The 24,199-nt window shown below is 59.5% G+C and carries 22 protein-coding genes; 11 read left to right on the top strand and 11 right to left on the bottom strand.

Annotation, left to right across the window (positions count from 1 at the left end; translation table 11 throughout):
* Positions 1-52: 52 nt before the first annotated feature.
* Positions 53-1,282: a YbfB/YjiJ family MFS transporter gene (locus tag D8U69_RS23850; RefSeq protein ID WP_130908256.1), complete on the bottom strand. Its 1,230-nt coding sequence runs from the start codon at positions 1,280-1,282 to the stop codon at positions 53-55.
* Positions 1,283-1,392: 110 nt separating this feature from the next.
* Between D8U69_RS23850 and D8U69_RS23845 the strand changes: the two genes are divergently transcribed.
* Positions 1,393-2,268, top strand: coding sequence for a LysR family transcriptional regulator (locus tag D8U69_RS23845; RefSeq protein WP_130908255.1), 876 nt, complete (start codon positions 1,393-1,395; stop codon positions 2,266-2,268).
* Positions 2,269-2,710: 442 nt separating this feature from the next.
* On the opposite strand, the gene D8U69_RS23840 is transcribed toward D8U69_RS23845, so the two are convergent.
* Positions 2,711-3,433 (bottom strand): pirin family protein, encoded by a 723-nt coding sequence (locus tag D8U69_RS23840; RefSeq protein WP_130903709.1) that lies wholly within the window; start codon positions 3,431-3,433, stop codon positions 2,711-2,713.
* A gap of 223 nt (positions 3,434-3,656) precedes the next feature.
* On the opposite strand from D8U69_RS23840, the gene D8U69_RS23835 reads away from it, so the two are divergent.
* Both D8U69_RS23835 and D8U69_RS23830 read left to right on the top strand, forming a co-directional pair.
* Positions 3,657-4,607 (top strand): GlxA family transcriptional regulator, encoded by a 951-nt coding sequence (locus D8U69_RS23835; RefSeq protein WP_130908254.1) that lies wholly within the window; start codon positions 3,657-3,659, stop codon positions 4,605-4,607.
* 156 nt (positions 4,608-4,763) lie between these two features.
* Positions 4,764-6,227 (top strand): winged helix-turn-helix domain-containing protein, encoded by a 1,464-nt coding sequence (locus D8U69_RS23830; protein ID WP_130908253.1) that lies wholly within the window; start codon positions 4,764-4,766, stop codon positions 6,225-6,227.
* On the opposite strand, the gene D8U69_RS23825 is transcribed toward D8U69_RS23830, so the two are convergent.
* Together D8U69_RS23825 and D8U69_RS23820 are read right to left on the bottom strand one after the other, a co-directional pair.
* Entirely contained in the window at positions 6,204-9,008 is a 2,805-nt protein-coding gene (locus tag D8U69_RS23825) for a winged helix-turn-helix domain-containing protein (protein ID WP_130908252.1), read from the bottom strand. The two genes, D8U69_RS23830 and D8U69_RS23825, sit on opposite strands and share 24 nt — an antisense overlap.
* A 119-nt stretch (positions 9,009-9,127) precedes the next feature.
* Positions 9,128-9,541, bottom strand: coding sequence for an AraC family transcriptional regulator (locus tag D8U69_RS23820; RefSeq protein WP_130908251.1), 414 nt, complete (start codon positions 9,539-9,541; stop codon positions 9,128-9,130).
* Positions 9,542-9,699: 158 nt separating this feature from the next.
* Between D8U69_RS23820 and D8U69_RS23815 the strand changes: the two genes are divergently transcribed.
* Positions 9,700-10,617, top strand: a complete 918-nt coding sequence (locus D8U69_RS23815) for a LysR family transcriptional regulator (RefSeq protein WP_130903706.1) — start codon at positions 9,700-9,702, stop codon at positions 10,615-10,617.
* Between the two features lie 94 nt (positions 10,618-10,711).
* On the opposite strand, the gene D8U69_RS23810 is transcribed toward D8U69_RS23815, so the two are convergent.
* Both D8U69_RS23810 and pcsA read right to left on the bottom strand, forming a co-directional pair.
* Complete coding sequence (locus tag D8U69_RS23810; protein WP_056853788.1) at positions 10,712-11,098, bottom strand: DUF488 family protein; 387 nt, start codon at positions 11,096-11,098, stop codon at positions 10,712-10,714.
* Between the two features lie 3 nt (positions 11,099-11,101).
* Entirely contained in the window at positions 11,102-11,824 is a 723-nt protein-coding gene (gene pcsA, locus D8U69_RS23805) for a phosphatidylcholine synthase (RefSeq protein WP_056853798.1), read from the bottom strand.
* A gap of 247 nt (positions 11,825-12,071) precedes the next feature.
* On the opposite strand from pcsA, the gene D8U69_RS23800 reads away from it, so the two are divergent.
* Positions 12,072-12,821: a tellurite resistance TerB family protein gene (locus tag D8U69_RS23800; RefSeq protein ID WP_056853787.1), complete on the top strand. Its 750-nt coding sequence runs from the start codon at positions 12,072-12,074 to the stop codon at positions 12,819-12,821.
* Between the two features lie 7 nt (positions 12,822-12,828).
* Here the strand turns inward: D8U69_RS23800 and D8U69_RS23795 are convergent, their stop codons facing one another.
* A complete protein-coding gene (locus tag D8U69_RS23795) occupies positions 12,829-13,272 on the bottom strand; it encodes a cupin domain-containing protein (protein WP_056853786.1) in 444 nt (147 codons plus the stop codon).
* 184 nt (positions 13,273-13,456) lie between these two features.
* On the opposite strand from D8U69_RS23795, the gene ligD reads away from it, so the two are divergent.
* Positions 13,457-16,042 carry a DNA ligase D gene (gene ligD, locus D8U69_RS23790; protein ID WP_130908250.1) on the top strand — a complete coding sequence of 862 codons (2,586 nt, stop codon included), beginning with the start codon at positions 13,457-13,459 and terminating at the stop codon, positions 16,040-16,042.
* A gap of 96 nt (positions 16,043-16,138) precedes the next feature.
* Here the strand turns inward: ligD and D8U69_RS23785 are convergent, their stop codons facing one another.
* The gene (locus D8U69_RS23785) at positions 16,139-16,816 is read right to left on the bottom strand and encodes a DUF3313 domain-containing protein (protein ID WP_056853784.1); all 678 of its coding nucleotides are present in this window, start codon (positions 16,814-16,816) and stop codon (positions 16,139-16,141) included.
* Between the two features lie 388 nt (positions 16,817-17,204).
* On the opposite strand from D8U69_RS23785, the gene D8U69_RS23780 reads away from it, so the two are divergent.
* Together D8U69_RS23780 and D8U69_RS23775 are read left to right on the top strand one after the other, a co-directional pair.
* Positions 17,205-18,023, top strand: a complete 819-nt coding sequence (locus tag D8U69_RS23780; protein WP_130908249.1) for a DUF2092 domain-containing protein — start codon at positions 17,205-17,207, stop codon at positions 18,021-18,023.
* Positions 18,024-18,039: 16 nt separating this feature from the next.
* Entirely contained in the window at positions 18,040-18,855 is an 816-nt protein-coding gene (locus D8U69_RS23775) for a hypothetical protein (RefSeq protein ID WP_130903703.1), read from the top strand.
* A gap of 23 nt (positions 18,856-18,878) precedes the next feature.
* Here D8U69_RS23775 and D8U69_RS23770 read toward each other — a convergent pair whose 3' ends face one another.
* Both D8U69_RS23770 and potE read right to left on the bottom strand, forming a co-directional pair.
* Complete coding sequence (locus D8U69_RS23770) at positions 18,879-19,280, bottom strand: hypothetical protein (RefSeq protein WP_056853781.1); 402 nt, start codon at positions 19,278-19,280, stop codon at positions 18,879-18,881.
* A gap of 9 nt (positions 19,281-19,289) precedes the next feature.
* Entirely contained in the window at positions 19,290-20,648 is a 1,359-nt protein-coding gene (potE, locus tag D8U69_RS23765) for a putrescine-ornithine antiporter (protein ID WP_056853780.1), read from the bottom strand.
* A gap of 181 nt (positions 20,649-20,829) precedes the next feature.
* On the opposite strand from potE, the gene D8U69_RS23760 reads away from it, so the two are divergent.
* The 3 genes from D8U69_RS23760 to D8U69_RS23750 all read left to right on the top strand — a co-directional run bounded on the left by D8U69_RS23760 (position 20,830) and on the right by D8U69_RS23750 (position 23,096).
* Positions 20,830-21,159: a hypothetical protein gene (locus D8U69_RS23760; protein WP_056853779.1), complete on the top strand. Its 330-nt coding sequence runs from the start codon at positions 20,830-20,832 to the stop codon at positions 21,157-21,159.
* Between the two features lie 176 nt (positions 21,160-21,335).
* Positions 21,336-21,752: an organic hydroperoxide resistance protein gene (locus D8U69_RS23755; RefSeq protein ID WP_130908248.1), complete on the top strand. Its 417-nt coding sequence runs from the start codon at positions 21,336-21,338 to the stop codon at positions 21,750-21,752.
* Positions 21,753-22,460: 708 nt separating this feature from the next.
* Positions 22,461-23,096: a hypothetical protein gene (locus D8U69_RS23750; protein ID WP_056853777.1), complete on the top strand. Its 636-nt coding sequence runs from the start codon at positions 22,461-22,463 to the stop codon at positions 23,094-23,096.
* 119 nt (positions 23,097-23,215) lie between these two features.
* Here D8U69_RS23750 and D8U69_RS23745 read toward each other — a convergent pair whose 3' ends face one another.
* Complete coding sequence (locus D8U69_RS23745) at positions 23,216-24,124, bottom strand: LysR family transcriptional regulator (RefSeq protein ID WP_056853776.1); 909 nt, start codon at positions 24,122-24,124, stop codon at positions 23,216-23,218.
* Positions 24,125-24,199: the final 75 nt, after the last annotated feature.

Here is a 24,199-nt window from a genome sequence, read left to right as displayed (position 1 = left end):
ATGAATACCTTTGAGCAATGAAGTGAGTTCGATAACGGTGGGATTGTTTTGTTTATGTGATCGTTGCAGCGGCGCAGGTTTGTTCCTTTGGCCCGGTCAGCAAACGCGCCGCCCATTCCAACAACAACGCACCGACAATCGCCCCGGCCGCCACCATGAACATCAATCGGTGATTGCCACCGCTGCCGTTGAACAGCGCCGAATAGGCGAAGCCGGAAATGGCCTGGAAAGTGGCGAACGAAACCGTGGCGCGGCTCCAGGCGATCTGTTGTTGATGGTGGCCGGGAATCAGTTCGTGAACCCGGGCCAGCGCCAGCGGCACGATGCCTGGCGGAAACGAGCCGATGATGACCGCGAGTAGCGCCAGAGCCACGAAGGTGCTGGACATCGACAGCAAGCCCACCGCAATCGCCTGCACCAGCAACACCAGGCGTATGCTGCGTTTGGCGCCCAGGCGATCAGCCAGAAAACCGTAACTCACCGGGCCGACAATCGCGCCGAGACCGTACATCACCCAGACCATTGCGCCGACGTGTTGCCCGGCCCCGAGCCCCCGGGCGACGTAATCCACCAGGAAGACCATGGCGGGCACGAGCCCGGCTGCCATGAGGGCGTATTGGGCGAACAGCAGGTAAACACCCGCAGGCATCGACGTCGGCGCTGTTTTGACCGCTGCCGGCGCTGGAGCAGGGGAAGTGGAAGATGGCCAGCCAAACCAGCTGACCGCCGTCAGGACCAGCGCCAGCACCCCGAGGCCGAGCCAGGTTTGTTGCAAACCCATACTGAGCAGCGGCGGTACGAGGGTCCCCGAGCCGGCAATCCCCAGGCCCAGGCCGAGGAAGATCGCACCACTGGCCAGACCTCTGCGGGAGGCGGGTACATGGGGCAACACCGTCGTAGCCACCAGCACCATGACCGCGCCACCGGCAACGCCGGACAGCAAACGCCAAGCGAAGAACCAGCTCACCGATAACGGGAAGGCACAGGCAAAAAACGCCAGGGTCACCGTGAGCATCATCAACCGCAGAACGGTTTTGTTGGAAGTACGCTTGGCCAGTGGGTGGCCGAGCAAGGCGCCGATCAGATAACCCACCAGGTTGGCGGCGCCGAGGAACACCACGTCGCTGGCGGAAAACCACTGGTTTTGGATCAAAGAGGGAATCAACGGCGTATAAGCGAAACGCGCCAGGCCGATGCTCACCAGGCTGGCGCAGAGACCTGCAAGGATCGGCAGCCAGATCGCGCTGCCAGGTTTATCGGGGGTCAGTGAGGTACGGTCCATGAACGTTGTCCTGAGTGTTTTCATGGCGACCAGCATATCGAGGTTCTTTGATGCAATAATGCTGCGATTACACTTTGTAGTGATGCACAGATGCATCACCAGGAGAAACCATGAACTGGGATGACGCACGGGTATTTCTCGCGGTTTGCCGCGAATCCACGTTGCGCGGTGCCGCACGGGTGCTGGGCGTGGATCAAGCCACGGTTGGCCGGCGAATCGCGGCACTGGAAAAGTCCTTGAGCGCGACGTTGTTCCTGCGCACATCCGAAGGCTATGCGCTGACAGCCTTGGGCGAAGCGGCAATGCGCGCCGTGGAAAAAATGGAGCATTCAGCGCACGAGCTGGAGCGACGCATTCAAGGCCTGGACGATCGATTGACCGGTACCGTGCGAGTCACCACCACCGATTCCATGGCCATCGATTTGCTGATCCCGGCCATCGCACGTTTGCATCGACAGCATCCCGACGTGCGGGTGCAACTGGACGCTTCGACGCAAATTCTCAGCCTGGCCAAGCGCGAGGCCGACATTGCCGTGCGCAATACCCGGCCGGAAAACCCGGATCTGATTGCCCGCCGACTCGCCCGATGGCCGATCGGTTTGTTTGCTTCGCAAGACTATGTGGACGCCCACGGCATACCGGAGCCGGGTTCGGCGTTCGAGGGGCATGATCTGGTGATCTATCAGCCCTATTTGCAAGGCGACAAGGACGTGACACTGGTTGGTGAACCGATTGGCCGCGGGCGGATTGTCTCGAGCCTGAGTTCCAGTTTGCTGGTGCGCCGATCCATCGCTGCCGGGATCGGAATCGGCGAAGTCCCCGTGTACATGGGCGAACGGGACGGGCTGGTCAGGCTGTGGCCGGAACGTACGAAGCCTGTGCCCTATGACATCTGGCTGGTGACCCACGCCGATTTGCGGCATACGGCCAGGGTGCGGGTGGTGATTGACGAGATCGTCGCGGGGTTTTGCGGAACCGGTGAATGAAAACTTGATACTGCGCTCATTCAGACAGGGCGCGTTATCGTTGACGTCCATCGCGGGCATCTTCAATCGCCGCAGTTGCATGTACAGCCGGAAGCTGGCTTGCCAGCGATGGCGGCCTGACAGCCGATCAATCTCTGCCAGTTGCACTCCATCACCTGTAGGAGCACGGCTTGCCGGCGATGGCGTCCTTGAGATCGCCATCGCGAGCAAGCTTTGCTCCTACAGGGGATCTTCATTGGTCGAAAATTCCGATCACACCGGGATCCACTGTGGGAGCTGGCTTGCCAGCGATGGCGGCCTGACAGCCGACCAATCTCCTGCGGATGTACCCAAGCCAATGGTAGGAGTGAGCCTGCTCGCGATGGCGGCTTCACATTCAACAGGTGTGTTGACTGATCCACCGCTTTCGCGAGCAGGCTCACTCCTACGAGTTTGATGCCTGTTATGGCATTTCAGGCAGTTCTTGCGCACGCAGATCGAACATCAGGACTTCAGCATCCACGCCGTTGCTCAAGGCCAGCACTTGCTCCTTGCGAACCCGCACGCCGTCGCCCTCCTGCAATGGCATGCCGTTGAGTTCGACGCTGCCCCGTGCCACATGCACGTAGGCATAGCGGTCAGCGGCCAGTTCCAGAGTGGCGCTTTCCTGGCCGTCGATCAGTGCCGCATACACCCGCGCATCCTGGCGCACCTTCAACGAACCCTTGGCGCCGTCGGGGGAGATGATCAACTGCAGGCGACCGCGTTTTTTCTGCGCGCTGAAGTGCTCTTGCTGATAGCGCGGTTTGGCGCCACTGACGTCGGGCACGATCCAGATTTGCAGGAAATGCACGGGACGGGTGGCCGAGTGGTTGTATTCACTGTGGGCCACGCCGCTGCCGGCACTCATCAGTTGCACGTCACCGGGGCGAATCACTGAACCGGTGCCCAGGGTGTCCTTGTGTTCCAGGGCACCTTCGAGCACGTAGGAAAAAATTTCCATGTCGCGGTGCGGGTGCTGGCCGAAACCTTTTCCGGCTGCCACGCGGTCATCGTTAATCACCAGCAGGTCGGAAAACCCCTGTTCTTTCGGGTTACGGTAATTGGCGAAGGAAAAGGTGTGGAACGACTTCAACCAGCCATGGTTGGCCATGCCACGATCAGAAGCTTTGCGTAGGGTCAGCATGATGGAATCTCCTGCGGGGACGTTGATTCGTCCGAGTGAGGAGAAGGTTAATGGTTACTGGTTAGTGCAATAAGTAGATGAAAATTGAAATACTGTCTCTCTCAAGTTGACAGTAACCTGCAAACGATTCGCCATGTTTAAGGCATAATCACGACAAGCAACCCGTAGGGGCGAGCCGGTGTCCGGCAGAATTCCTCTCTTTTATTCCGGTGATTTTCGACCCATGAAAACCGTGGCAATGGTGCTGTTTCCCGACTTCCTGCTGCTCGACATGGCCGGCCCGATGGAGGTGTTTTCCATCGCCAATCGCTATCTGAAACCCGACGATCACTACGTATTGACGACCATTGGCACGGAGCCCGGCGCGTTGCGGGCCTCCAATGGTGTAAGCGTGCACACGGACCTGTCTATCGACCAGGCCTGTGACGGCTATGACTTGCTGCTGGTGCCCGGTGGCCCCGGCGCCTACAACGAAAAACATCCGCCATTGCTCGACTGGCTCAAGCACAACGTTGGCCGGTCGGCCGGATACGGCTCAATCTGCACCGGTGCGTTCGTGCTCGGGCATGCGGGGTTGCTCGACGGGTATCGGGTGACCACGCATTGGCATTACACCGAACGGCTGATCAAGGCTTTCCCGTCGGCCACCGTCGAAACCGACCAGATCTTCATCCAGGACCGTAACCTGATCACCTCCGGTGGTGTCACTGCCGGCATCGATTTGGCGTTGTCGGTGGTCGCCCGTGACCATGGCAAAAAAGTTGCGCAGGACGTGGCCAAGGTGTTGCTGGTGGTGATGAAGCGCCAGGGTGGGCAAGCGCAGTTCAGCCCGCTGATGGCCGCCGTGGCGCCCCAGGAAACGCCGATCACCCGGGTGCAGAATCATGTGCTCGAACACCTCGATGAGCCGTTCAGCATCGAACGCATGGCCAGTCTGGCGGCCATGAGCCCGCGTCACTTCGCCAGGGTTTTCGCCCGGGAAGTGAACATGACACCCATGGAGTTTGTGCAAAGTGCACGCATCGATTGTGCGAGAAACCTGCTGGAAACCACGGAACTGCCGCTCAAGACCGTAGCCTTCAAGAGCGGCTTCGGCAGCGTGCGGCACATGCGTTTTCTGTTCGGTGAAAAACTCGGACTGACCCCGACCCAGTACCGCGAACAATTCAGCTAGCGCCGTTGGCCGTTGCGCGCACCGTTATGGCCGTGACGCTCCCCCCGTAGCTGTTGTACCGTCACCGAGGCCTGCCAAGATAGCGTTGAACTCTTTGCATGGAAGGTACGGAGCCTGGACGGACTCACGTGCCGCTCAGGTTCCCGGTGGTGAAGCATGAACAGCCATAGAGATTTACCCGGCGACACGGTACTGCGCTTCGGTCCCTACGCGTTCCACCTCAATCAGCGACTGGTCCTGCACGGCGATCAGCCGCTTCGTTTGGGTGGCCGGGCGTTGGAAATCCTCCAGGTATTGCTCGAACACGCAGGTTCGGTCGTGAGCAAGGAGGCGTTGATCGCTCGAGTCTGGCCGCGATCGGTCGTCGAGGAGATCAATCTGCGGGTGCACATTGCCGCGTTGCGCCGGGCCTTTCGCGACGGGCAAAACGGTGACTGCTACATCCTCACCATTCCCCAGCGTGGCTACAGTTTCGTCGCCTCGGTGCAGCAAGCATCGCAGCCAGTATCGATCGAAACCGCGCATCCACCCCGACACAACTTGCCTGCGCGACTGACTCAGGTCATCGGCCGCGATGCGGTGGTTGGCAGTCTGGTGCGACAGCTGCCGCTGCGGCGTCTCATGACCCTGGTCGGACCGTGTGGCATCGGCAAGACCACCGTGGCGTTGCGGGCCGCCGAATTGTTATTGCAACACTACCGCGACGGCGTTTGGCTGGTGGATATGGCGACGATCGACGATCCCGTGCAGGTGGTCGATCATCTGACCCGCACCCTCGGTCTGGGCAGCGGCACAACCCTGGAGACGTTGGGGCGATGGCATGCGCTGTTGATCCTGGATAACTGTGAACATTTGCAGGACAGTTGCCGGACCCTGGTCGAAGCGTTGCTGTGCTCGGCCCCCCGCCTGTCGCTGCTGGTCACCAGTCGCGAACCGTTGTTAGCCACGGGGGAAATGCTTCTGCCATTGCCGCCTCTGGCGGTGCCACCCGCATCGGCGTTACGCAGTGTCGATGCGTTCATGGGCTATTCGGCGGTGCAGTTGTTCGTCAGTCGTGCCCGGGCTCGCCAGCAAGGTTTTGCTCTGCGAGAGCAGGATCTCAAGCGCGTGCGAGAAATCTGTCGACGGCTCGATGGCTTGCCTCTGGCGATTGAATTGGCTGCTGCGCAGATCGATGCGCTGGCACTGGTGGGATTGCAGGCGCAATTGGACAACTGTTTTCAACTGCTTACCCAGGGACGTCGCACCGCCGTGCCGCGGCACCAGACCCTCAAGGCCGCCCTCGACTGGAGTTACGAACGCCTGAGCCCGCAGGAGCAGACCGTGTTGCAGCGTCTGTCGGTATTCAAAACGGCGTTTACCCTGGAGGCGGCCAAAGGGGTGGTCAGCTGCGCCAGTGTGCAACCGGCGAGGCTGACACGCGTCATGGAAAATCTGGCGCTCAAATCGTTGTTGTCGCAGGAACAGGCCAAAGGCGTTTGTCGCTACCGCTTGCTCAATACCACCCGCCGTTATGCCCTGGAAAAACTCGAAGACAGCGGTGCATTGCAATCATTCGAAATGCGCTATGCCGGTTACCTCAGTCACGCGCAGTCCTCAAATCGGCAGATGGCCCTGTAGTTCGTCGAGCAAGCGCCGGGCGGCCTTCACGTCCGGCGTGGCATGACCTTCGCTGAAGCGCTGGTAGATCGGCGTCAGTAATGCCTGGGCTTGCCGGTAGCGACCCTGACGCTGCCAAAGCCGCGCCAGCGTGCTGGCGCTGCGCAGCTCCCAAGCCAGGGCACCCTGGGATTTCGCCACGTTTATCGCCTTGATCAGTACGGTTTCGGCGCTGCAGTTTTTCACCGGGCAATCGGCGGCAAGCAACGCATCGGCGCGGGCTCGCAAGATTTCCGCCGTGCTCCAGCCTGCGGCACCTGTGTCGGCGCGTTGCAGCAACTCGTCATCGACCAACGCGGTGTCCAGCGTGACCATGATTTCCTTGATCAGGCCGGTTGCTGCCCGGGGTGACGGCGCCGCCTCTGCGCTGACGATCACCTGCGCATAGTGTTGCGCCCAGGTGTAGAACAGCTGCACCGAATGCTTCTGCGCTTGCTCCAGTAGCAGGCGCAGTAACTCGCCGGCGGCGCGGGTATTGCCGTTGTAATGGGCGATCAGGCAGCCGGAGAGGGCGAGGGTGTAGCAGATCGAGGTGCCGTGGTTGATCTGCAACGCAATGTCCAAGGCCTGCCGCGCCGTGCGCCAGGCCTGTTCCGGTTGCCCCTGCAACCAGAGGATGCGTGCCAGGATAGTCAGGGCGGCGACACTCTGGTCGTATTGCACGCCAAAGCCATGGGTGAAACGGTTGAGATGGCCGCTGTGGGCCATACGCTGGAGCACTTGCTCAGCATTCATTCGCGCCCGTTGCTGGTCCCCGGCGAAGTGCAGGGCCAGGACACGCAAGCGATGCGTACTCAGCGACAGCAGCGGATCGCCGTCCAGTCCCAGTCGATCGAATTGCTGACTCTGTTGCAGCGCCATTTGATAGTTGCCACAACTGAGATTGACCGCCAGATGACCGGAAACGGCGCGCAACTCTCCCACCACGTCATTGCACTGTCTGGCCAGGGTGCGGGCGGTGACGAATGCGCCAATGGTTTCTGCACTGCCACCCTGGGCGTGATAGCAGGCGCTGCCGAGGGCCAGTTTCAGCGACATTTTCAGCGCCAGACAGGGCTCGGCTGCGGCGTCGAGCAAGGCCAGGGCCTTGCGCACGTAGCCGCCGTGTTCCTTGAGCAGCGACAGTTCCTGCCATAGGGGGGTGGAGGCGGCGGTCAAGCGGATCGCCAGCGCCGCGGGGCCACGCGCATTCAGGCCCCAATCGAGCGCTGCGCGGATGTCTTCCAGGCCACGGGCATAGCGCTCGATCCACACGGCTGTCGGAACGCGCTCCCAATCAGTCTGCGCCTGTTGCATCAAGGCCAGGCAGCGTACTGCGTGGCGTTCCCGGGTTGCAGGCAGCTCGCCGGCCTGTTCGAGTTTTTCCAGGGCGTAGCGGCGTGTGGTGTCGAGCAGGCGGTAGAACACCTCCTCGTCGCCGACGTCCACACTCAGCAGAGACTTGGCCACCAGTTGCGTGATCGAGGCAAACACTTCGCGTGGTTCGATCTGTTCGCCGACGATCACCGCTGCGGCCGATGCCAGGGTAAAACCACCTCGGAACACACCCAATCGGCGCAGGCAGGTTTGTTCGCAGGTGTTGAGCAACTGGAAGCTCCAGTCCAGCGTCGCGTGCAGCGTCTGGTGCCGGGCCAGCGTCGCCTGGCTGCTGTGGGTCAGCAGGCGAAAACTGTCTTGCAGTTGCGTCAGCAAACCGTCGAGGCCGAGGCTGGCGACCTGTGCTGCCGCCAGTTCCAGGGCCAATGGAATACCGTCGAGGCGCCGGCAGATGTCGATCACCAGCGGCAACTCGGCATCGCTCAGTTCGAAGCTGTCATGGCTGGCCATGGCGCGTTCGACGAACAGCTGCAACGCAGAAAAGGTCAGCGCCTGGGCGCGGTCCGGCTTGGCGACGGCAGGAGGGCAGTCCAGCGACTCCAGGCGCTGCACGTATTCGCCCTCGGCCCGCAGGCTCTCGCGGCTGGTCGTCAGAATATGTACCCGTGGTGCGCCGCGCAGCAGGCTTTCACAGAGCAGCGCCACGCTGTCGGTCAGGTGTTCGCAGTTGTCGATCACCAGCAACATTTGCCGCTCGCGCAGGAAGTTCGCGAGACCGCTCAAGGGTTCGTTGTCGTGCAGGGACAGGTCGAGCAGTGCCGCCAGATGCCCGGCAATCAACCGCGGATCGTTGATGGGAGCCAGGTCGAGCAAACGAATGCCATCGCAGTAATGGCCGATCAATTGTTCGGCGACGCGCAGGGCCACGGTGGTCTTGCCGATGCCACCGGGGCCCACCAGCGTGATGAAGCGTTGCCGCGGCAGATGCGCCACCAGACTGTCGACCAACGCCTGGCGGCCTATCAGGCGGGTGCGACGCAAAGGCAGGTTATGGCCGTTCGATGGCGTGGCAGGGTTGGCCGGATGCAGCTCGGCCTGTTCCAGCGAGTAGGGCGCGACAAAACTGTACCCGCGTTGGGCCACGGTAACGATGTAGCGCTGTCCGGCCTGACCGTCGCCGAGGGCTTTGCGCAGGGCCGCCATGTGCACGCGCAGGTTGATGTCTTCAACCACGCTGTTGGGCCAGACATCGGCGATCAGTTGCTGCTTGCTGACCACGTTTCCCGCGTGCTTCAACAGGATCAGCAGAATGTCCATGGCCCGTCGACCCAGGCGCAGGGGCTGGTCAGCCTCCATCACCAGACGCTGCGCGGGATAGATTCTGTAGGGGCCGAAATGCACAGCCCGCTCGTGGGAAAAACTCAACGACTCACTCCTGCCTGCATCCGTCTAGTTCGCGGTTTGCGAGCATGTTCCCAGATTTTTCAATCTGCGCAACGTGTGGTCGTCTGACTGCACGAGAATTTCAGGTGAATGTCGGGGCGTTACCGCTGGGCGGCATGACCGCGCATGACCCGACACCGCCAGGCAAAGGGATTGATCCCTTCGCTGCGGGTAAACATGTGACAGAAATGCGCCTGGTCGCAGAATCCGCATTCCAGGCTGATTTGCGTGAGGCTCAGGTCAGTGTGTTGAATCAACCGCTTGGCGCGGGCGATGCGTTGCTGGCGAATCCAGTCCTGGGGCGAGTAACCGATGCTGGATTTGAAGGCGCGGGAAAAATGACTGCGTGACAATCCACAGGCCTGGGCCAGTTCGGTCACCTCGAGGGGTTCATCGAGGCGTTCGAGGATCAGTTGTCTGACCAACTGTTGGCGTTGAGGGCTGAGGCCACCGGCGTTTTTCTTTGGCGCTTCAGTGGCTGTCGCGCGGGCGGCGTTTTGCTGCAAGTGAGCCATGAACAATGTCCGTGTCGGTAGGCTTCATTCTTTGATCCCAGGGCTCTGGCTTGCGAGTTAATCGTTGTTAATTCCTTCTGTGCAGTGGGAAGTCTTGAGTAAAGTCAGACACAATCGTCACACTTGCGCCTGACTGAACTCACAAGGAACCCGTGTCTATGAACCGAAACGATCTGCGCCGCGTCGACATGAACCTGTTGGTGATTTTCGAAGCGCTGATGTTCGAAAAGAACCTGACCCGCGTTGCAGAAAAGCTGTTCATGGGCCAACCCGCGGTGAGTGCTGCCCTTGGCCGGTTGCGCGATCTGTTCGACGATCCATTGCTGTTGCGCAACGGTCGCGCCATGGAGCCCACCGCGCGGGCGCTGGTGATTCTCAAGGAGCTGCAACCGGCGATGGACGTGATTTCCGGAGCGGTCAGCCGGGCCAAGGAATTCGATCCGGCAACCAGTTGCGATGTGTTTCGCATCGGGCTGTCGGACGATGCCGAGTTCGGATTGTTTCCACCGTTGTTGCGTCAGTTGCAGGCAGAGGCGCCGGGCATTGTCGTGGTGGTGCGGCGAGCCAATTACCTGCTGATGCCGGCGTTGCTGGCGTCCGGGGAGATTTCCGTCGGAGTCAGTTACACCACCGAACTGCCGGCCAATGCCAAGCGCAAGAAGTTGCGTGATATTCCTTGCAAAGTGCTGCGCGGAGACGACCGGCCTGGTCCTTTGACGCTTGACGAGTACTGCGCGCGGCCGCATGCAATGGTGTCGTTTTCCGGTGACCTGAGCGGCAATATCGATCTGGATCTGGCCAAAATCGGACGGTGCCGCAAGGTGGTGCTCGGGGTTCCGCAGTTCAGCGGGTTGCGGGCATTGCTGGCGGGCACCGAGATGATAGCCACCGTGCCGGATTATGCAGCCTGCGCGCTGGTCGAAGGTTGCGGCTTGCGGGCAGAAGACCCGCCGTTCGAGATCGAGGCCGCCCAGTTGTCGATGGCCTGGAGCGGAGTGCATGACAATGATCCGGCGGAGCGCTGGCTGCGTTCGCGCATTAGCCAGTTCATGTCGGTGTCGTTGAACTCTCATTGATCTTGCGCAGGCATATCCGTCGCGGCAACAACGGATATGCCCGCAATGCAGTCATCGCAGCATTGCCCCTCGCACAACCTGAACCCCACCCAATCTAAATAACCTCAGCGCCGCGCATCGCCAGCAACTCGCGCAACACCGACCGATGACAATGCGCTTCTTCCTCGCAATAGCAGCCAACGGCCAGTGAAGTGTGATGAGAAAGCGCCGCCAGCAGATCTAGCAACTGGCTGGCAGCAGGCTGGTTCATTTCGGCTTTGAACTTGCGCTTGAAGGCTTGCCAGGCTTTTTCATCTTCGGCGGTCTGGGCTTGGTGCACCAGCGCCTGGCTGGGTGACAGCAATGGCTGCCATACATCGTAGAAATCCCGGCTGGCAAACTCGGCTTTTGGCACACCCCGGGGCGGGCGGCGCACAGTGCCCAGGCGCAGGCCTTCGCCGGGGCGGCGAGGTGAGCCAAGTCGAACGATATGGACCGGCATGGGTTATTTGAGCCGCGATCCGTCGAACCACTCCAGCGCCGTGCGCCAGAAGCAGATCCCCAGAAAATACGCCGACATCAGCAGCCACAGGCCCATCACCAACGGGTTGATCACCGGATGATTGATGACCAGTGACAAACTGCACAGCAACCAGATTGCAGTCACGGCAATGTTGATCGGCATGAAGCGCCGCACCCGGAATGGATGCAGGAATTTCATCCGGGTCAGTGTCAACAGGGCTAGGCCAATCACCGTGAGGAAGGTGATCCAGGGCGAAGGCGCGATGATGTACAGGCACAGGGCGACCACGTTCCACGCGGCGGGAAAGCCCTGGAAGTAGTTGTCTTTGCTTTTCATGTTGACGTTGCAGAAGCAGAACAGCGACGACACCAGGATCAGCGACACGGTCAGCAGCAGCGTGTAGTCCGGCAGCGGAATGTAGCGATAGATGAACAGTGCCGGAATGAACACGTAGGTCAGATAGTCGATCACCAGATCGAGAATCGAGCCGTCGAAGCTCGGCAACACCGACTGCACGTTGACCTTGCGCGCCAGCGCACCGTCCAATCCGTCGACAATCAGGGCCACGCCCAGCCACAGCAGGCAACTGGTCGGCTGGTTATCCAGCAGGGCAAGCGTTGCGAGGAAGGCAGTGACCACGCCGGTAGCAGTGAATCCATGGGCACCCCATGCTTTGAGCCTGGCGATGTGTAAAGTTGAAATCACGGGGGCGTTCTCCAGAAAGTGAAGCATGCCAGTCATCGCCCTCATCTGGCGGGCGGCGGCAAACCGGTTCGGGTTGCAGGTATCGACCGGGCATCCGGGAATAAGGTTCACCGCCTATGAATCTTAGCTGCGCCGGAAAAAAATACCGCGCAAAAATCGGCGCTGTGTCAGCCAAACGGTGGTGGCGCATTTACCGGCGAGGACTATCGTTGCCTGACTGATCCCCCCCTTCGATGAGGACATCGTCATGAACACCAGCGATCTGCTCGAACAATTACTGCGCGCGGGCCAAGGCTCGATGGCGCGACAGGGCGGCGGTGGGACGTCGGCTCAAGGTGGCCTCGGTGACTTGGGCGGGCTGCTCGGTGGCTTATTGGGGGGCGGTAGCGGCACCAGCGGTGCCGGCGCCGGTGGCATGGGCGGGCTCGGCGGCTTGCTTGGCGGTTTGCTCGGAGGTGGTTCACCGATGGGCGGTGCAGCGCAATCGCGCTCCGGCGGTGGCACGCACTACGCCGCGCTCGCCTCTCTGGGGATGATGGCGTTCCAGGCGTATCAAGCCTGGCAACGCAGTCAGGCTTCGCAGCAACAACAGGCGCCGCAACAGGCGATGCGCACCGTGGATATGCTGGCCGGGCCGGAAGTCGAAGAGCACAGCCATGCGATCCTGCGTGCCTTGATTGCGGCAGCCAAGGCTGATGGCCGGTTCGACGACGCTGAAAAACAGCTGATCAACGCCGAAATCGCCCGCCACACTGACGACCCGCAATTACAGCAATGGCTCGATGAGGAAGTTGCCAAGCCGCTGGATCCCGACGACGTGGCGCAGTCGGCAACAGATCAAGCCATGGCTGCGGAAATGTACCTGGCCAGCGTGATGCTGGTGGATGATCAGCAGGATGCCGAGCGCACTTACCTGGATGAGCTGGCGGCGGCATTGCAGATCGAACCAGATTTGCAGGTCCATCTGGAACAGCAGGCCAAGGGTGGAACCGTCTAGGGGCCTCTCAAGAACCCTGCGGCTTGGGGACCAGAAACGTCACCCCGAAACGCTCGGCCACTTCGAATATCCGCGGCAGATCCTCAGGCACCTTGAACTGGTCCATCGCCGTGAAAAACTGCCCGCCTCGCGGATCGGACACAACGCCGATCATCTTCGCGGTGCTGCTGATGTTCTTGTAGGCATGAACGGATCCTGCCGGGATATGCACGTAGCCCCCGGCCGAGACGGTGGTGGATTTGCCTTCGACGGTGACCTCGACCTGCCCGTCAACCACGTAGAACGCCTCGTCCCAAGGGTGAAAGTGCGGTGGCGGGCCGCCTCCCTGCACGCCTTCCTGGATATGCATTTCGAAGGGTTTGCTCATATCGCCGCCCGCGAGGACCGTGATCGTCTCGCCCACGACGTTGACCGATGCCGGTGGGGCTTGGAGGACGTGAACCGTGCGCATGATTGCTCTCCGGGGATGAGGCTGCACCTGCCGATTGTAGGCCTTTGAACGTCTGCCGACAGCCGCGCCGCAGAGCCGTTGGTCCGGGTAATTTTGACGACGATGGAATTTTTTTCGTGATGACTCGCTCTGCTGAGGGAGGGACGTGCTGATCCAGCGCCCTGCAGCGACCCGCAGGTGAGCCATGAACAAGAATCTCGACGACTACAACCGCATGCGCGATTTTTCGGCGACGTCTGAGCCGGCTGCCGTCAAGCGAGCCGGCCGCAGGAAAGCCAAGGATCATGCGCTGCAATTCTGCATCCAGAAGCATGATGCCTCGCGCCTGCACTACGATTTCCGCCTGGAACTCGACGGCGCGCTGAAGAGCTGGGCGGTGCCCAAAGGGCCGTCACTGGACCCCAAGGTCAAGCGCCTGGCGGTGCATGTCGAAGACCATCCGCTGGACTATGCCACCTTCGAGGGCAGCATCCCCGAAGGCCACTACGGCGCGGGCGATGTGATCGTCTGGGACCGCGGGGTGTGGATTCCCCAGGAAGACCCGGCCAAGGCTTACGCCAAGGGGCGGCTCAAGTTCGAACTGCAAGGCGAGAAGCTCGCAGGCCTGTGGAACCTGGTGCGCACTCACATGCCGGGCAAGCAGGAGCAGTGGTTCTTGATCAAGCATCAGGACGGCGCCGCCAGAGCCGAAAGCGACTACGACGTCGTCGCTGCCGAACCCGATAGCGTACTCAGCGAGCGCACCATCATTACCAAATCAGCCAAACCAGTCAAACCCAAGGCGGTCAAGCGACCAGGCGCCCCGGCACGCAAGGAAAAACCCGCGCCACTCACCGGCGCGCACAAAGCCAAACTGCCCGACCAGATCAAACCGGAACTGGCGACGCTGGTGGAAAAGGCCCCGGGCGGGCAGTGGAGTTATGAGGTCAAGTTCGATGGCTATCGAATCATGGCGCGCATCGACCATGACGACGTCAAACTCTTCACCCGTAACGGCCACGACTGGACGCACAAGTTGCCTGAGCAGGCCAAGGCTTTAGCCGGCCTGGGCTTGGAGTCCGCATGGCTCGATGGCGAAATGGTCGTGGCGGATGATCAGGGCATTCCGGATTTTCAAGCGTTGCAAAACGCCTTCGACGCCGGTCGCAGCGGCAAGATTCTTTATTACCTGTTCGACTTGCCCTACCTCAACGGTGTGGATTTGCGCGAGGTGCCGGTCGAAGAAAGGAGGGCCGCGCTGGCGACGGTGCTGAAGACGAGCAAAGATCCGATGCTGCGTTTCTCCGACGCTTTCGGCGAAGACCCGGAAGCCTTGCTCAACAGTGCCTGTCAGATGCGCATGGAAGGGTTGATCGGCAAGCGCCTGGGTTCGCCTTACGTGTCCCGGCGCAGCAGCGACTGGATCAAACTCAAGTGCAAACACCGCCAGGAGTTTGTCATCGTTGGTTTCACCGATCCCAAAGGTTCACGCAGTGCCTTCGGTGCGTTGCTGCTGGGGCTGCATGATCGCGACAGCGGCGAGCTGCGCTATGCCGGTAAGGTCGGCACCGGGTTCACCGAGGCCACTCTGGGCAGCATCCATGCACAACTCAAACCTTTGCAAACGAAAAAACCGGCCGTGGTCAATTCACCGAGCGGGGCGGAATTCAAGGGCGTGCATTGGATGAAGCCGCAACTCTTGGCCGAAGTGGCCTTCGCAGAAATGACCAAGGACGGTTCGGTACGGCATGCAGTGTTCCATGGTCTGCGTGACGATAAGCCTGCCCAAGACATCACTGAGGAGCGTCCGAAAGCCGTGAAAACCACCTCCGCAAAAAAAGCCGCCGCCAAGTCATCTGCAGCGCCGAAGAAAGCTGAAGCGGCGCCGTCACAAATCGGCTTGGCTCAGGGCAAAGTGCGTATCACCCATCCGGACCGGGTCATCGATGCCACGAGTGGTACCACCAAAGTGCAACTGGCGCAGTACTACGCCAGTGTCGCCGAATGGATCCTGCCGCAGCTCAAGGACCGCCCGGTGGCGCTGGTACGTGCGCCGGACGGGATTGCCGGTGAGCTGTTTTTCCAGAAAAACGCCGAGCGCCTGGCCATCCCCGGCATCACCACCCTGGACCAGAAACTGACGGGCCAGCCGATGATGGTCATCAACAACGCCGAAGCGCTGGTGGGTGCGGTGCAGATGAGCACCGTGGAAATGCACACCTGGAACGCTACCTCGGACAATCTCGACAAACCCGATCGCTTCGTCCTCGACCTCGACCCGGACCCGGCATTGCCATGGAAACGCATGATCGAGGCCACCCAATTGACCCTGACGGTGCTCGATGAATTGGGGCTCAAGGCCTTTCTCAAGACCAGTGGCGGCAAGGGCATTCACTTGGTGGTGCCGCTGACCCGCAAACTCGGTTGGGATGAGGTCAAGGACTTCAGTCACGCGATCGTCACCCACATGGCCAAAATGCTGCCGGAGCGCTTTTCCGCGGTGTCGGGGCCGAAGAATCGGGTAGGGCGGATCTTCATCGACTACCTGCGAAACGGTCTCGGCGCGACGACCATTTGCGCTTACGCTGCGCGCACCCGCGAAGGCCTGCCGGTGTCGGTGCCGATCTATCGCGAAGAAATCGTACAGCTCAAGGGCGGCAATCAGTGGAACATCCACAACGTGCATGAACGCCTGGAGGAAGTGGGCGACGGGCCTTGGGCGGACATGAAGAAAACCCGGCAAACCATTACTGCCGAAATGCGGCGACGGGTCGGCATGAAAAAAACCTGACGTGCCCGGTTGAAGCTGCCGCAGGCTGCAATCTGTTGATCTGAACGACAAGCTCAACAGTTCTCAGCCTGCGGCAGTTCCTGCACAGACCGGGTATTACTTGTTGATGAACGCCTGGAAATCAGTGCCCAGTTTGTCGATCGCCGCTTTGAAATCCTGCGCGGTGATCTTCTGGCTTTCGTTGGAAAGTTGTTTGCCAAACACCTTGCGCACGACTTTGGCCATGGTCTGGTTGGTTTTGGCGTCTATGAACTCGGCTTCGATAAACAGTTCGGTGTCCTGATCCCGATGACCGGTAGCGGCTTGCGTTGCACCGACGACGGCGGCGATGGGCACGACTTCATACCATTTCATGCCTTCATTGGAAGCGCTCACGCCAGTGATGGCGGCACGCATGACCAGGGTTTTCGAACCGGCCGGTGCTGCGTTCGGGCTGGAAACCACGCGGTATTTCTGTCCCAGTGTGGTTTTCGCCTTTGTGGTCATGTAGTTCTGGATGTCATTGAGCGTTTGCTGATTGACCCGCTCGTTGGGCTTTGGCGCCGGATACAGTTCCAGTCGGTTGAATGCCACGGTGTTATAGGCATCGGGGTTCCACGATGGGCTCACCCAACGCATCGCCGTGCCGCCGCTGGGCGTTTCGACTTCCTGAAGATTGTTGTAGTCGGTCAGGTAACCGGAATACTGCGCCTTGTCGGTAACTTTGGAGGTACAACCTCCGAGCAGGAGCCCGGTCAATGCGACGCCGATCAGCAGGTTTCGGGACAGGTTCATAGTGCAGTGTGCTCCTTGAGTGAAATCGTTTTATCGGGCGCAGAAAGCAGCAACGCCACGTCATTGTTCAGAGCATAGGTGGCTCTTGGCGTAATGCACTGTGAATGTTCGATTACCATCCGACACGCACATCTGCCGTCGTCACGCCCAAGTGTCATAGCCGTTGCCGCAGCGCCTGTGCGTCAGCGTCCGTAGCGTGAGACAAGAGCGTAGGTTTTAAACACGAATTATCCAGAGCGAGTTGCCAATCAAGTGTCGCTGTTTAATGCGTTCACCGATCAACAAACGGAAACCGCGACCGGAGGAATCAGTCGGTTAATTATTCGGTTACGCCTGTATTTCAGTTGCTACGCTTTAAACCTGACCTCATCTGTTCGGGGAGCAAGCGATGTCACTTCAGCTTCAGCGTGTTCGGAGGTTGTTTTTCGGCCTGGTCACCGGATTGCTCGCCGTTCCCTTGCTGGCGGCCGAGCCTGTTGCGGTCGATGCGCCGAAAAATCAGCTGGAACCCAAAGCGCTGGAGATCCTCAAGGCCATGAGCGCCAGATTGGCCGGCGTTCAGGGCATGAGTTTCAAAGCTACCACCACTTATGAGCGCCCCAGTCGTCTGGGGCCACCCCTGGCGTACAACACCGTGGCGCTGGTCAATGTTCAGCGCCCCGATCGCTTGCGTGTTCTGACCTCCGGCGATGGCCCTGCGACCCAGTTCTACTACAACGGCAAGCAAGCCTGGGCCGTTGAACCGAAGGAGAACCTGGTGGCGCAAGCTGACGCACCGCCCACCATCGATGCAACCCTCGAGGCGGCGTATCAGCGGGCGGCTATATATTTTCCCTTCACCGATGTGATCGTTTCCGACCCCTACAAGGATTTGGCCAAGGATATGCGCTTGGCGTTCTATATCGGTCAGTCAACGGTGGTCGGCGATACCGCGACCGATGTGATCGCCTATGCCAACGACGTGGTGTTTGTCCAGGCCTGGATAGGTACGCAAGACAAGTTGCCGCGCATGTTGCGGGCGGTGTTCCGTGATGATCCGACACAATCCCGGCATCAGGTGGCATTCAGTGACTGGAAGCTCGAATCAGCGTTGTCGGCAGATTTCTTCAAACCACAACACATTGAAAATGCGCACCGCATCCAGTTTGCACCGCCTTCCGACTTGCGTGCCCCTGAAGGGGTTAAACAGCCGGTTGCCAAACCCTGAGGGAGGAGTTTCAAACATGCATGGACCCACATTGAAGTTTGCAGGGTTGATGGTCGCGCTGCTGAGTTGTGAGCAAGCGTCGGCCTGGTACCATGCTGCCGGTTTTGGACGCTCGTTCGGCGGCGCTGACTCGTGGAGCCATTCAGGGGCGTTTGGTTCGGCTTCAGGCGGTGGTGGCAGCTGGAGCGGTCAAAGCAATCGTGGTGGTTCGGTTTCGGGCGGTGATGGTAGCTGGAGTGGTTCGGGCTATCGCGGTGGTTCGGCTTCCGGTGGTGGCGGTAGCTGGAGCGCCAGTGGCGAAAACGGCGGTAGCGCCTCAGGTGGCGAGGGCTCGTGGCGGGGCACAGGTGCCGAAGGTGGCACGGCTTATGGCGGCGAGGGCGCGTGGCACGCCGAAGGTGAGAATGGCGCCACTGCCAGCGGGTACCGTGCCGATGGCTATGGCACGACGGTCTATCGTCCGCAGACCTATGGCACGAGCTACTACCATCCCCCGACGGCAGTGTATGCCAGCAGCGGTTGTTACTACTGCGGTTACAATGACGGCGTCAATCCTGCTGCGGCAGCGGCCGCCGGGGTCGTGGCCGGTAGCGCGATCGCTGACTCGACTGATCAGAACGTCAATAACAATGCCTGGAGCCAGGGCTACAACGCCGGCATGATGGCGTCCGCTCCCCCCACCATGCCGATGGGTGCGACGTTTGCCAGTCTTCCTTCGGGCTGTGGATTGAGGACAGTGTCTGCGGGCACTTTTTATCAATGCGGCAATTCGTGGGTGCGCCCTGCGTACGGCGCCAACGGTGTTTACTACACCGTGGTCCCCATGCCCTGAACTCACCGAAATCCCGGTGTTACTCAGGCATCGCGCAACAAGTCATTGGCGTTAAGCACTTCATAGGCGATCTCCGGGCGCTTTTCCATGGCGCGGCGAATCGCCGCCGGAATCGATGCGCGGGTCTTGCGGCACAACCCCGGCAGTTCAGCGACGTAAATGCCGATGCCGCGCATGGTGCGCACTTCGTTGAGACTGGGGACGATGTCGACGCGGATGCCCAGTTGTTCGAACATCCGCCGTTGCAGGTGCTCCAGGTCCTGAAGGCTCGAAAGGTTTTCCAGACGTTCGATCAGGCGTTTTTCTTCGGTGCGCGTCAGAAACAGGATGCGCACGTCCGCGCCCGGGGTTTCGAGCAATGGGTCACGCCCGCAATCGCAGGCACCGGGCGGACAGGGTTGGCGGATCGGTGCAGAGGTGGTCATGGGGTTCAATCATAGAGCGCTGCGTTCGGGTTTGCCCATAGGGCTTTCAAGGGTTTTATCGAGTGATTCAGAGCGGATCAGGCGGTTGCTGACAAAACCGAACAGTGTGAAGCCGAGGAGGGTGACCACGCCGCCGAGCATCAGCGCCTGTTCGCCGGAACTGAATAGCGCCAGATAGCTGTAGGCCGACGCCACCCAGGCAACGATGTTGGTGGTCAGCGCCTTGCGCGCCGGCACGCCGCGGGCCTTTTGTATCGCCATCAAGGCGGCCATGGAGAGGATGTACGGCACCAGATTGGTGACCACCGCGAGGTTGACCAGGGTGTCGAATTGATTACTCAGGTTGGGATCAATGGTGAACAGGCCCAGCGCCGTTTGTACCGCCAGCAGGATCAGCATGCCGGCAATCGGCGTGCCTGCCTTGTTGGTCCGCGCGAATATCGGCAGGAAGTAACCGGTGTCCGCCGAGCTCTTGTAGACCTGGGCGATGGTGAATTGCCAACCCAGCAGTGAACCGATGCACGCCAGCACCAGCAGGCCCATGACGATATTGCCGACCGCAGGGGTGAACATTTTGGCGAACACCAGGCCGAACGGTGCGGTGGAGGCGGCCAGCTCAGGATTGTCGATGATGCCGGCGATGACATTGGTGGACAGGATGTAAATCACCGCAGCACCGAGGGTTCCGCCGAGCACGGCAATCGGTACGTTCCTCTCGGGGTTCTCCACCGCGTCGGAGTTGGCGCACGCCGATTCCAGGCCCAGAAACGCCCACAATGTTATCGCCACGGATGCCCCGGCCGCTTCGAACCAGCTCTTGTCGTGGGGGTTCCAGCCAGCCACATAAATACTGCTGTCGAACCAGAACCAGCCAATGGTCGAGACCAGCAGCACCGGCGCAATTACCCCCCATACCGTGACCGCACCGATCCGCCCGGTAATCCGCGCGCCACCGAAATTGGCGAATGTGGTCATCCATAGCAACGCAATGGTCGCCAGGCCCACTTGCAGCGAGTCAAGGCGCAGGTCGAACAGTTCTTGTATGTAGCCCACCGCAGTGACACTGATCGCGACATTGGCAATCAACAGTGAAAGGCCGTAGGTGTAGTTCGTCAGGTAGTTGCCGGCCTTGCCGAAGGCGTATTCGGCGTATCCGCCCATGCCACCGGTTTTTCGACTGAGCATGCCGCATCGCGCAAAGGCGTAGGCCAGCGCGAGTGATCCGGTGGCCGTCACCAGCCAGGAAAGAATCGAAATGGCGCCGACTTCCGCAAGTTTCGAGGGGAGCAACACAATCCCCGAGCCCAACATGTTCACCGCAGTCAACATGGTCAGTTGCCCCACACTCATTTTCTTTGCGACTGACATGCGCTGCCTCGTTAGTTGGTCAAAGCAGTGTTAGCTATAGCAAAGTATTGAAATGCCGCAAGAAATGCCCGGCAGCCGATGCGTCTTCAAGGGATATTGCAGAAGAGGCATTATGCTGGCCCCCAGATTGCTCGTCTGTCGCCAGAATCACTTTATTTTCAGTTGGTTAGGTGGAACGCATATGCGCAATGTTTGGGGCGCGCTGATCGCTGTCAGCGTTGCGGGGCTGGCTGTGTCTGCCCAGGCAAGGGAACTGAAACCCAATGATCGTTATATGTGCAGCTGGGGGGCGGGCACGGCGGCCAGAGCGCAGGAACTCAAGTTGTCCGGGGTTTCTCTTTACGCCGCGCGGCAAAAAATCCAGCACTACAAGTTCGACAAATCGTGGATGCGCATGATGGCGATGGGCATTACCGAGCAGACTTACGACAGCCCGACGCGGATCAAGCCGGCGGCGGTGCGGCAGAGTTTTTATGATGATTGTGTGAAGTACAAGTTGGCCAGGAAATGAAGTGCCGAAGCAGGCCTTGGTCGGATTGGCCTACGGGTTGACGCACGCCGACTATATTGAAAGGCCGGGTCCGTCGCAGGTTCAGCATTAATCATGACTGAGAGGCGTCGGGTCTGACGTGCGTTTTTCTGATTCACCTGAAATTGTGCAAACAACCTTTCAATCAGGAGATCATCATGACCCAGCTCGACAAAGTACTGTACACCGCCAAAACCCACACCACTGGCGGCCGGGACGGCGCCTCCCGCAGCTCCGACGGCATTCTGGACGTCAAGCTGTCGTCCCCGGGCACGAACGGCGGCGGCACCAATCCCGAGCAACTGTTCGCCGCCGGTTGGTCGGCGTGTTTCATCGGCGCGATGGGGGTGGCGGCCAAGGAGCTGAAGGTCGCACTGCCCAAGGATGTAGCGGTCGACACCGAAGTCGATCTGGGCACCAATGAAGGCGGTTACCTGTTGCAAGCTCGACTTAATGTCAGCCTGCCGGGACTGGATCGCGAAACTGCACAAAAACTCGTGGAAACCGGCCACAAGTACTGCCCGTACTCAAAAGCCACGCGCAACAATATTAATGTCGAGGTCAAGCTCGTTTGAGTTGAAATAAAAAAGGTCCTGGCGAAGGTTGTTTTAATAGCCGTATTGCCAGGACCTCATCGACGACAATAAGGTAAGTTTAAGTTTGAAAGAAGCTCGCCAATCTTTATGATCCCTCTGACTCAGTATCGAGAAGGAAATGCGCAGTTCGCTGCCTCTGTTCGACGTGAGTTGAGTGTGGATCTGGCTCGATAAATAGTATGACTGTTTTAGTTGCTGGGGGCGTAAATGACAATGGCTCGCTATCAGTCGTGTTTTTTTGCTGTCATGACAACTAGTGGATCCAATCAATAATGTCAAAGGTCATGTAATTCAAGCGCCTCAGCTAGAATGGGGCTTGACGAGTAAGTTGGTCGCTTAACGTGGAGCCAGTGGTACTTCCAACTGGCGACCGCTTGTCGGTGGCATGCCTGAAAAATGAACATTTCGCGGCTACGGGCCTCAGACTCTCCAGCATGGCATCATGACATGCTAGCGAAATCGTAAAAAAAAGAAGTGGAAACGCGACCTCAAATGCAGTGATTGCAAATGGGGATTTTTTTATCCTGAATTCAAGAGGTAACAACTAAGCTGACATCAATTTCCTAATCTAATCAATAGGGTTTCAAATAATAAACCTATGGTTTGGTTTTCTTGTATGAGTAAGGTCGCTCAGGGTTATTTAATAAGCCCCTGAAGTGTACTGTCGAATAAGGTGGAGAAAATACCGTGGCAATAAATACAATCATGAGCCTGATCGAACATAAAGAATTCATGGAGTTTTTGCGGCTGGGCGTGGTGTACGTTCATTTGGTCGCTTGTTGCGTGGCGATCGGTTTGGTGTTGACCAGTGACATTGCAATGGTCAGGGATATGTGGAAACGCAAGGCATTCACTGAACACGATCATGCGCACATGGAAAGTCTGCAGAAGTCTGTGGTTCTGGCATTGATCGGTCTGTGGGTGACAGGCGCTGCCATCATCGGCATCGATTACCTGGGAAAAGGCACGGAATATTTCATGAATCCGAAGCTTCACGCCAAAGTGATTATTGTTTTGCTGCTGACCTACAACGGCATTCTGCTACACCGCCTGGTATTGCCCGCACTGCAGAAGGCCGGCTCCTTGCTCGAGCTCGGGTTCAGCGCCCGAATGATGGCTCTTTTTTGTGGTTCGCTGTCGGCAGTGTCCTGGATGTATGCCGCCATGCTGGGTGTCGGACGACCGCTGGCCTGGAAATACTCTCTCTCCGAACTCTTGATGGCCTACCCGGTGCTGATCGTGCTGGGCTTCTTGACGATGCTGGCGCTGACTGAGCGAGCCAAACGCCCCAATACCCTCATTGCACCGCAGTGGGCGCACTGACCCTGTAAAGCGCAAGCGTATGGCAAGCTGACGCTTAGGTAAAAAAGGTCCTGGCGACGGATTCGGGAGCACCATCGCCAGGACCTGAAAGCGTCCAGTTCACCGGGCAGAGGTGAACCTCAACCTTCCTCGACATTATCAATGTGCTTGAACCGCTCGATCAGAAAGTCGATCAGGCTGCGTACCCGCGCTGACAAATGCAGCTGCTGCGGGTACACCGCATACACATCGGCCCGGGTCGGCGTCTGGTCTTCCAGCACCAGGCGCAAGCGGCCACTGCGCACATAACGGGCGATGTCCCACTCCGCCCGAAGCAGGATGCCATGCCCATCCAGCGCCCAATTCAGCGCTACCTCTCCATCGTTGCAGCCAAGGGCGCCATGCACTTTGATGTTTTCCGTGTGACCGCCGTTGGTGAAGCTCCAGACGCCATAGGGTGATTCGTTCTGGCGGATGAAAATGCAGTTGTGGTGCTGCAGCTCCGCGAGTTTTTGCGGGGTGCCGTACTTGTCCAGGTACAGCGGCGAGGCACATAGCAAGCGCCGGTTGGAGGCGATCTTGCGCGCGTGGAAAGCGGCATCCGGCAAGGTGCCGAAGCGAATCCCCAGATCGAAGCCGTGGGTGGTCAGGTCCAGCGGGTGGTCGCTGATCTCCAGTTGGATTTCCACTTCGGGATAGCGGGCGTAGAACGCGGCGAGGGCAGGGCCGATATGCCGTCGGCCGAAGCCCAGCGAAGCATTGACCCGAATCAGCCCCTTGGGCGTGGCCCGGCTGCTGCTCACCAACTGTTCGAGCTCGTTGATCTGGGTGAGGATGCGCGCGGCCTGGGAGAAATACAGCTCGCCCTCGGACGTCAGGCTCATCGAGCGCGTGGTGCGGTTGACCAGGCGAATACCCAACCGGGCTTCCAGCGCCGTCAGGCGTTTGCTCACTGCCGGTGGGGTGATACCCAGCTCCCGGGCGGTGGCGGCAAGGCTGCCTTTGTTGGCCAACAGGTAAAAAAACGATAAATCCAGGGTCTGGTTCATTCGTAACTCAAAGTTATTTATGTAGTGATTTTGAGGAACTCACAGCTATTTGTTCACTACATATACTCCGCTCAC

Source organism: Pseudomonas sp. Sample_16, assembly GCF_004307665.1.
In the GTDB taxonomy this organism is placed as follows: domain Bacteria; phylum Pseudomonadota; class Gammaproteobacteria; order Pseudomonadales; family Pseudomonadaceae; genus Aquipseudomonas.
Note: the sequence above shows the minus strand (reverse complement) of the source record. Positions and strands in the feature narration are given on the sequence as shown.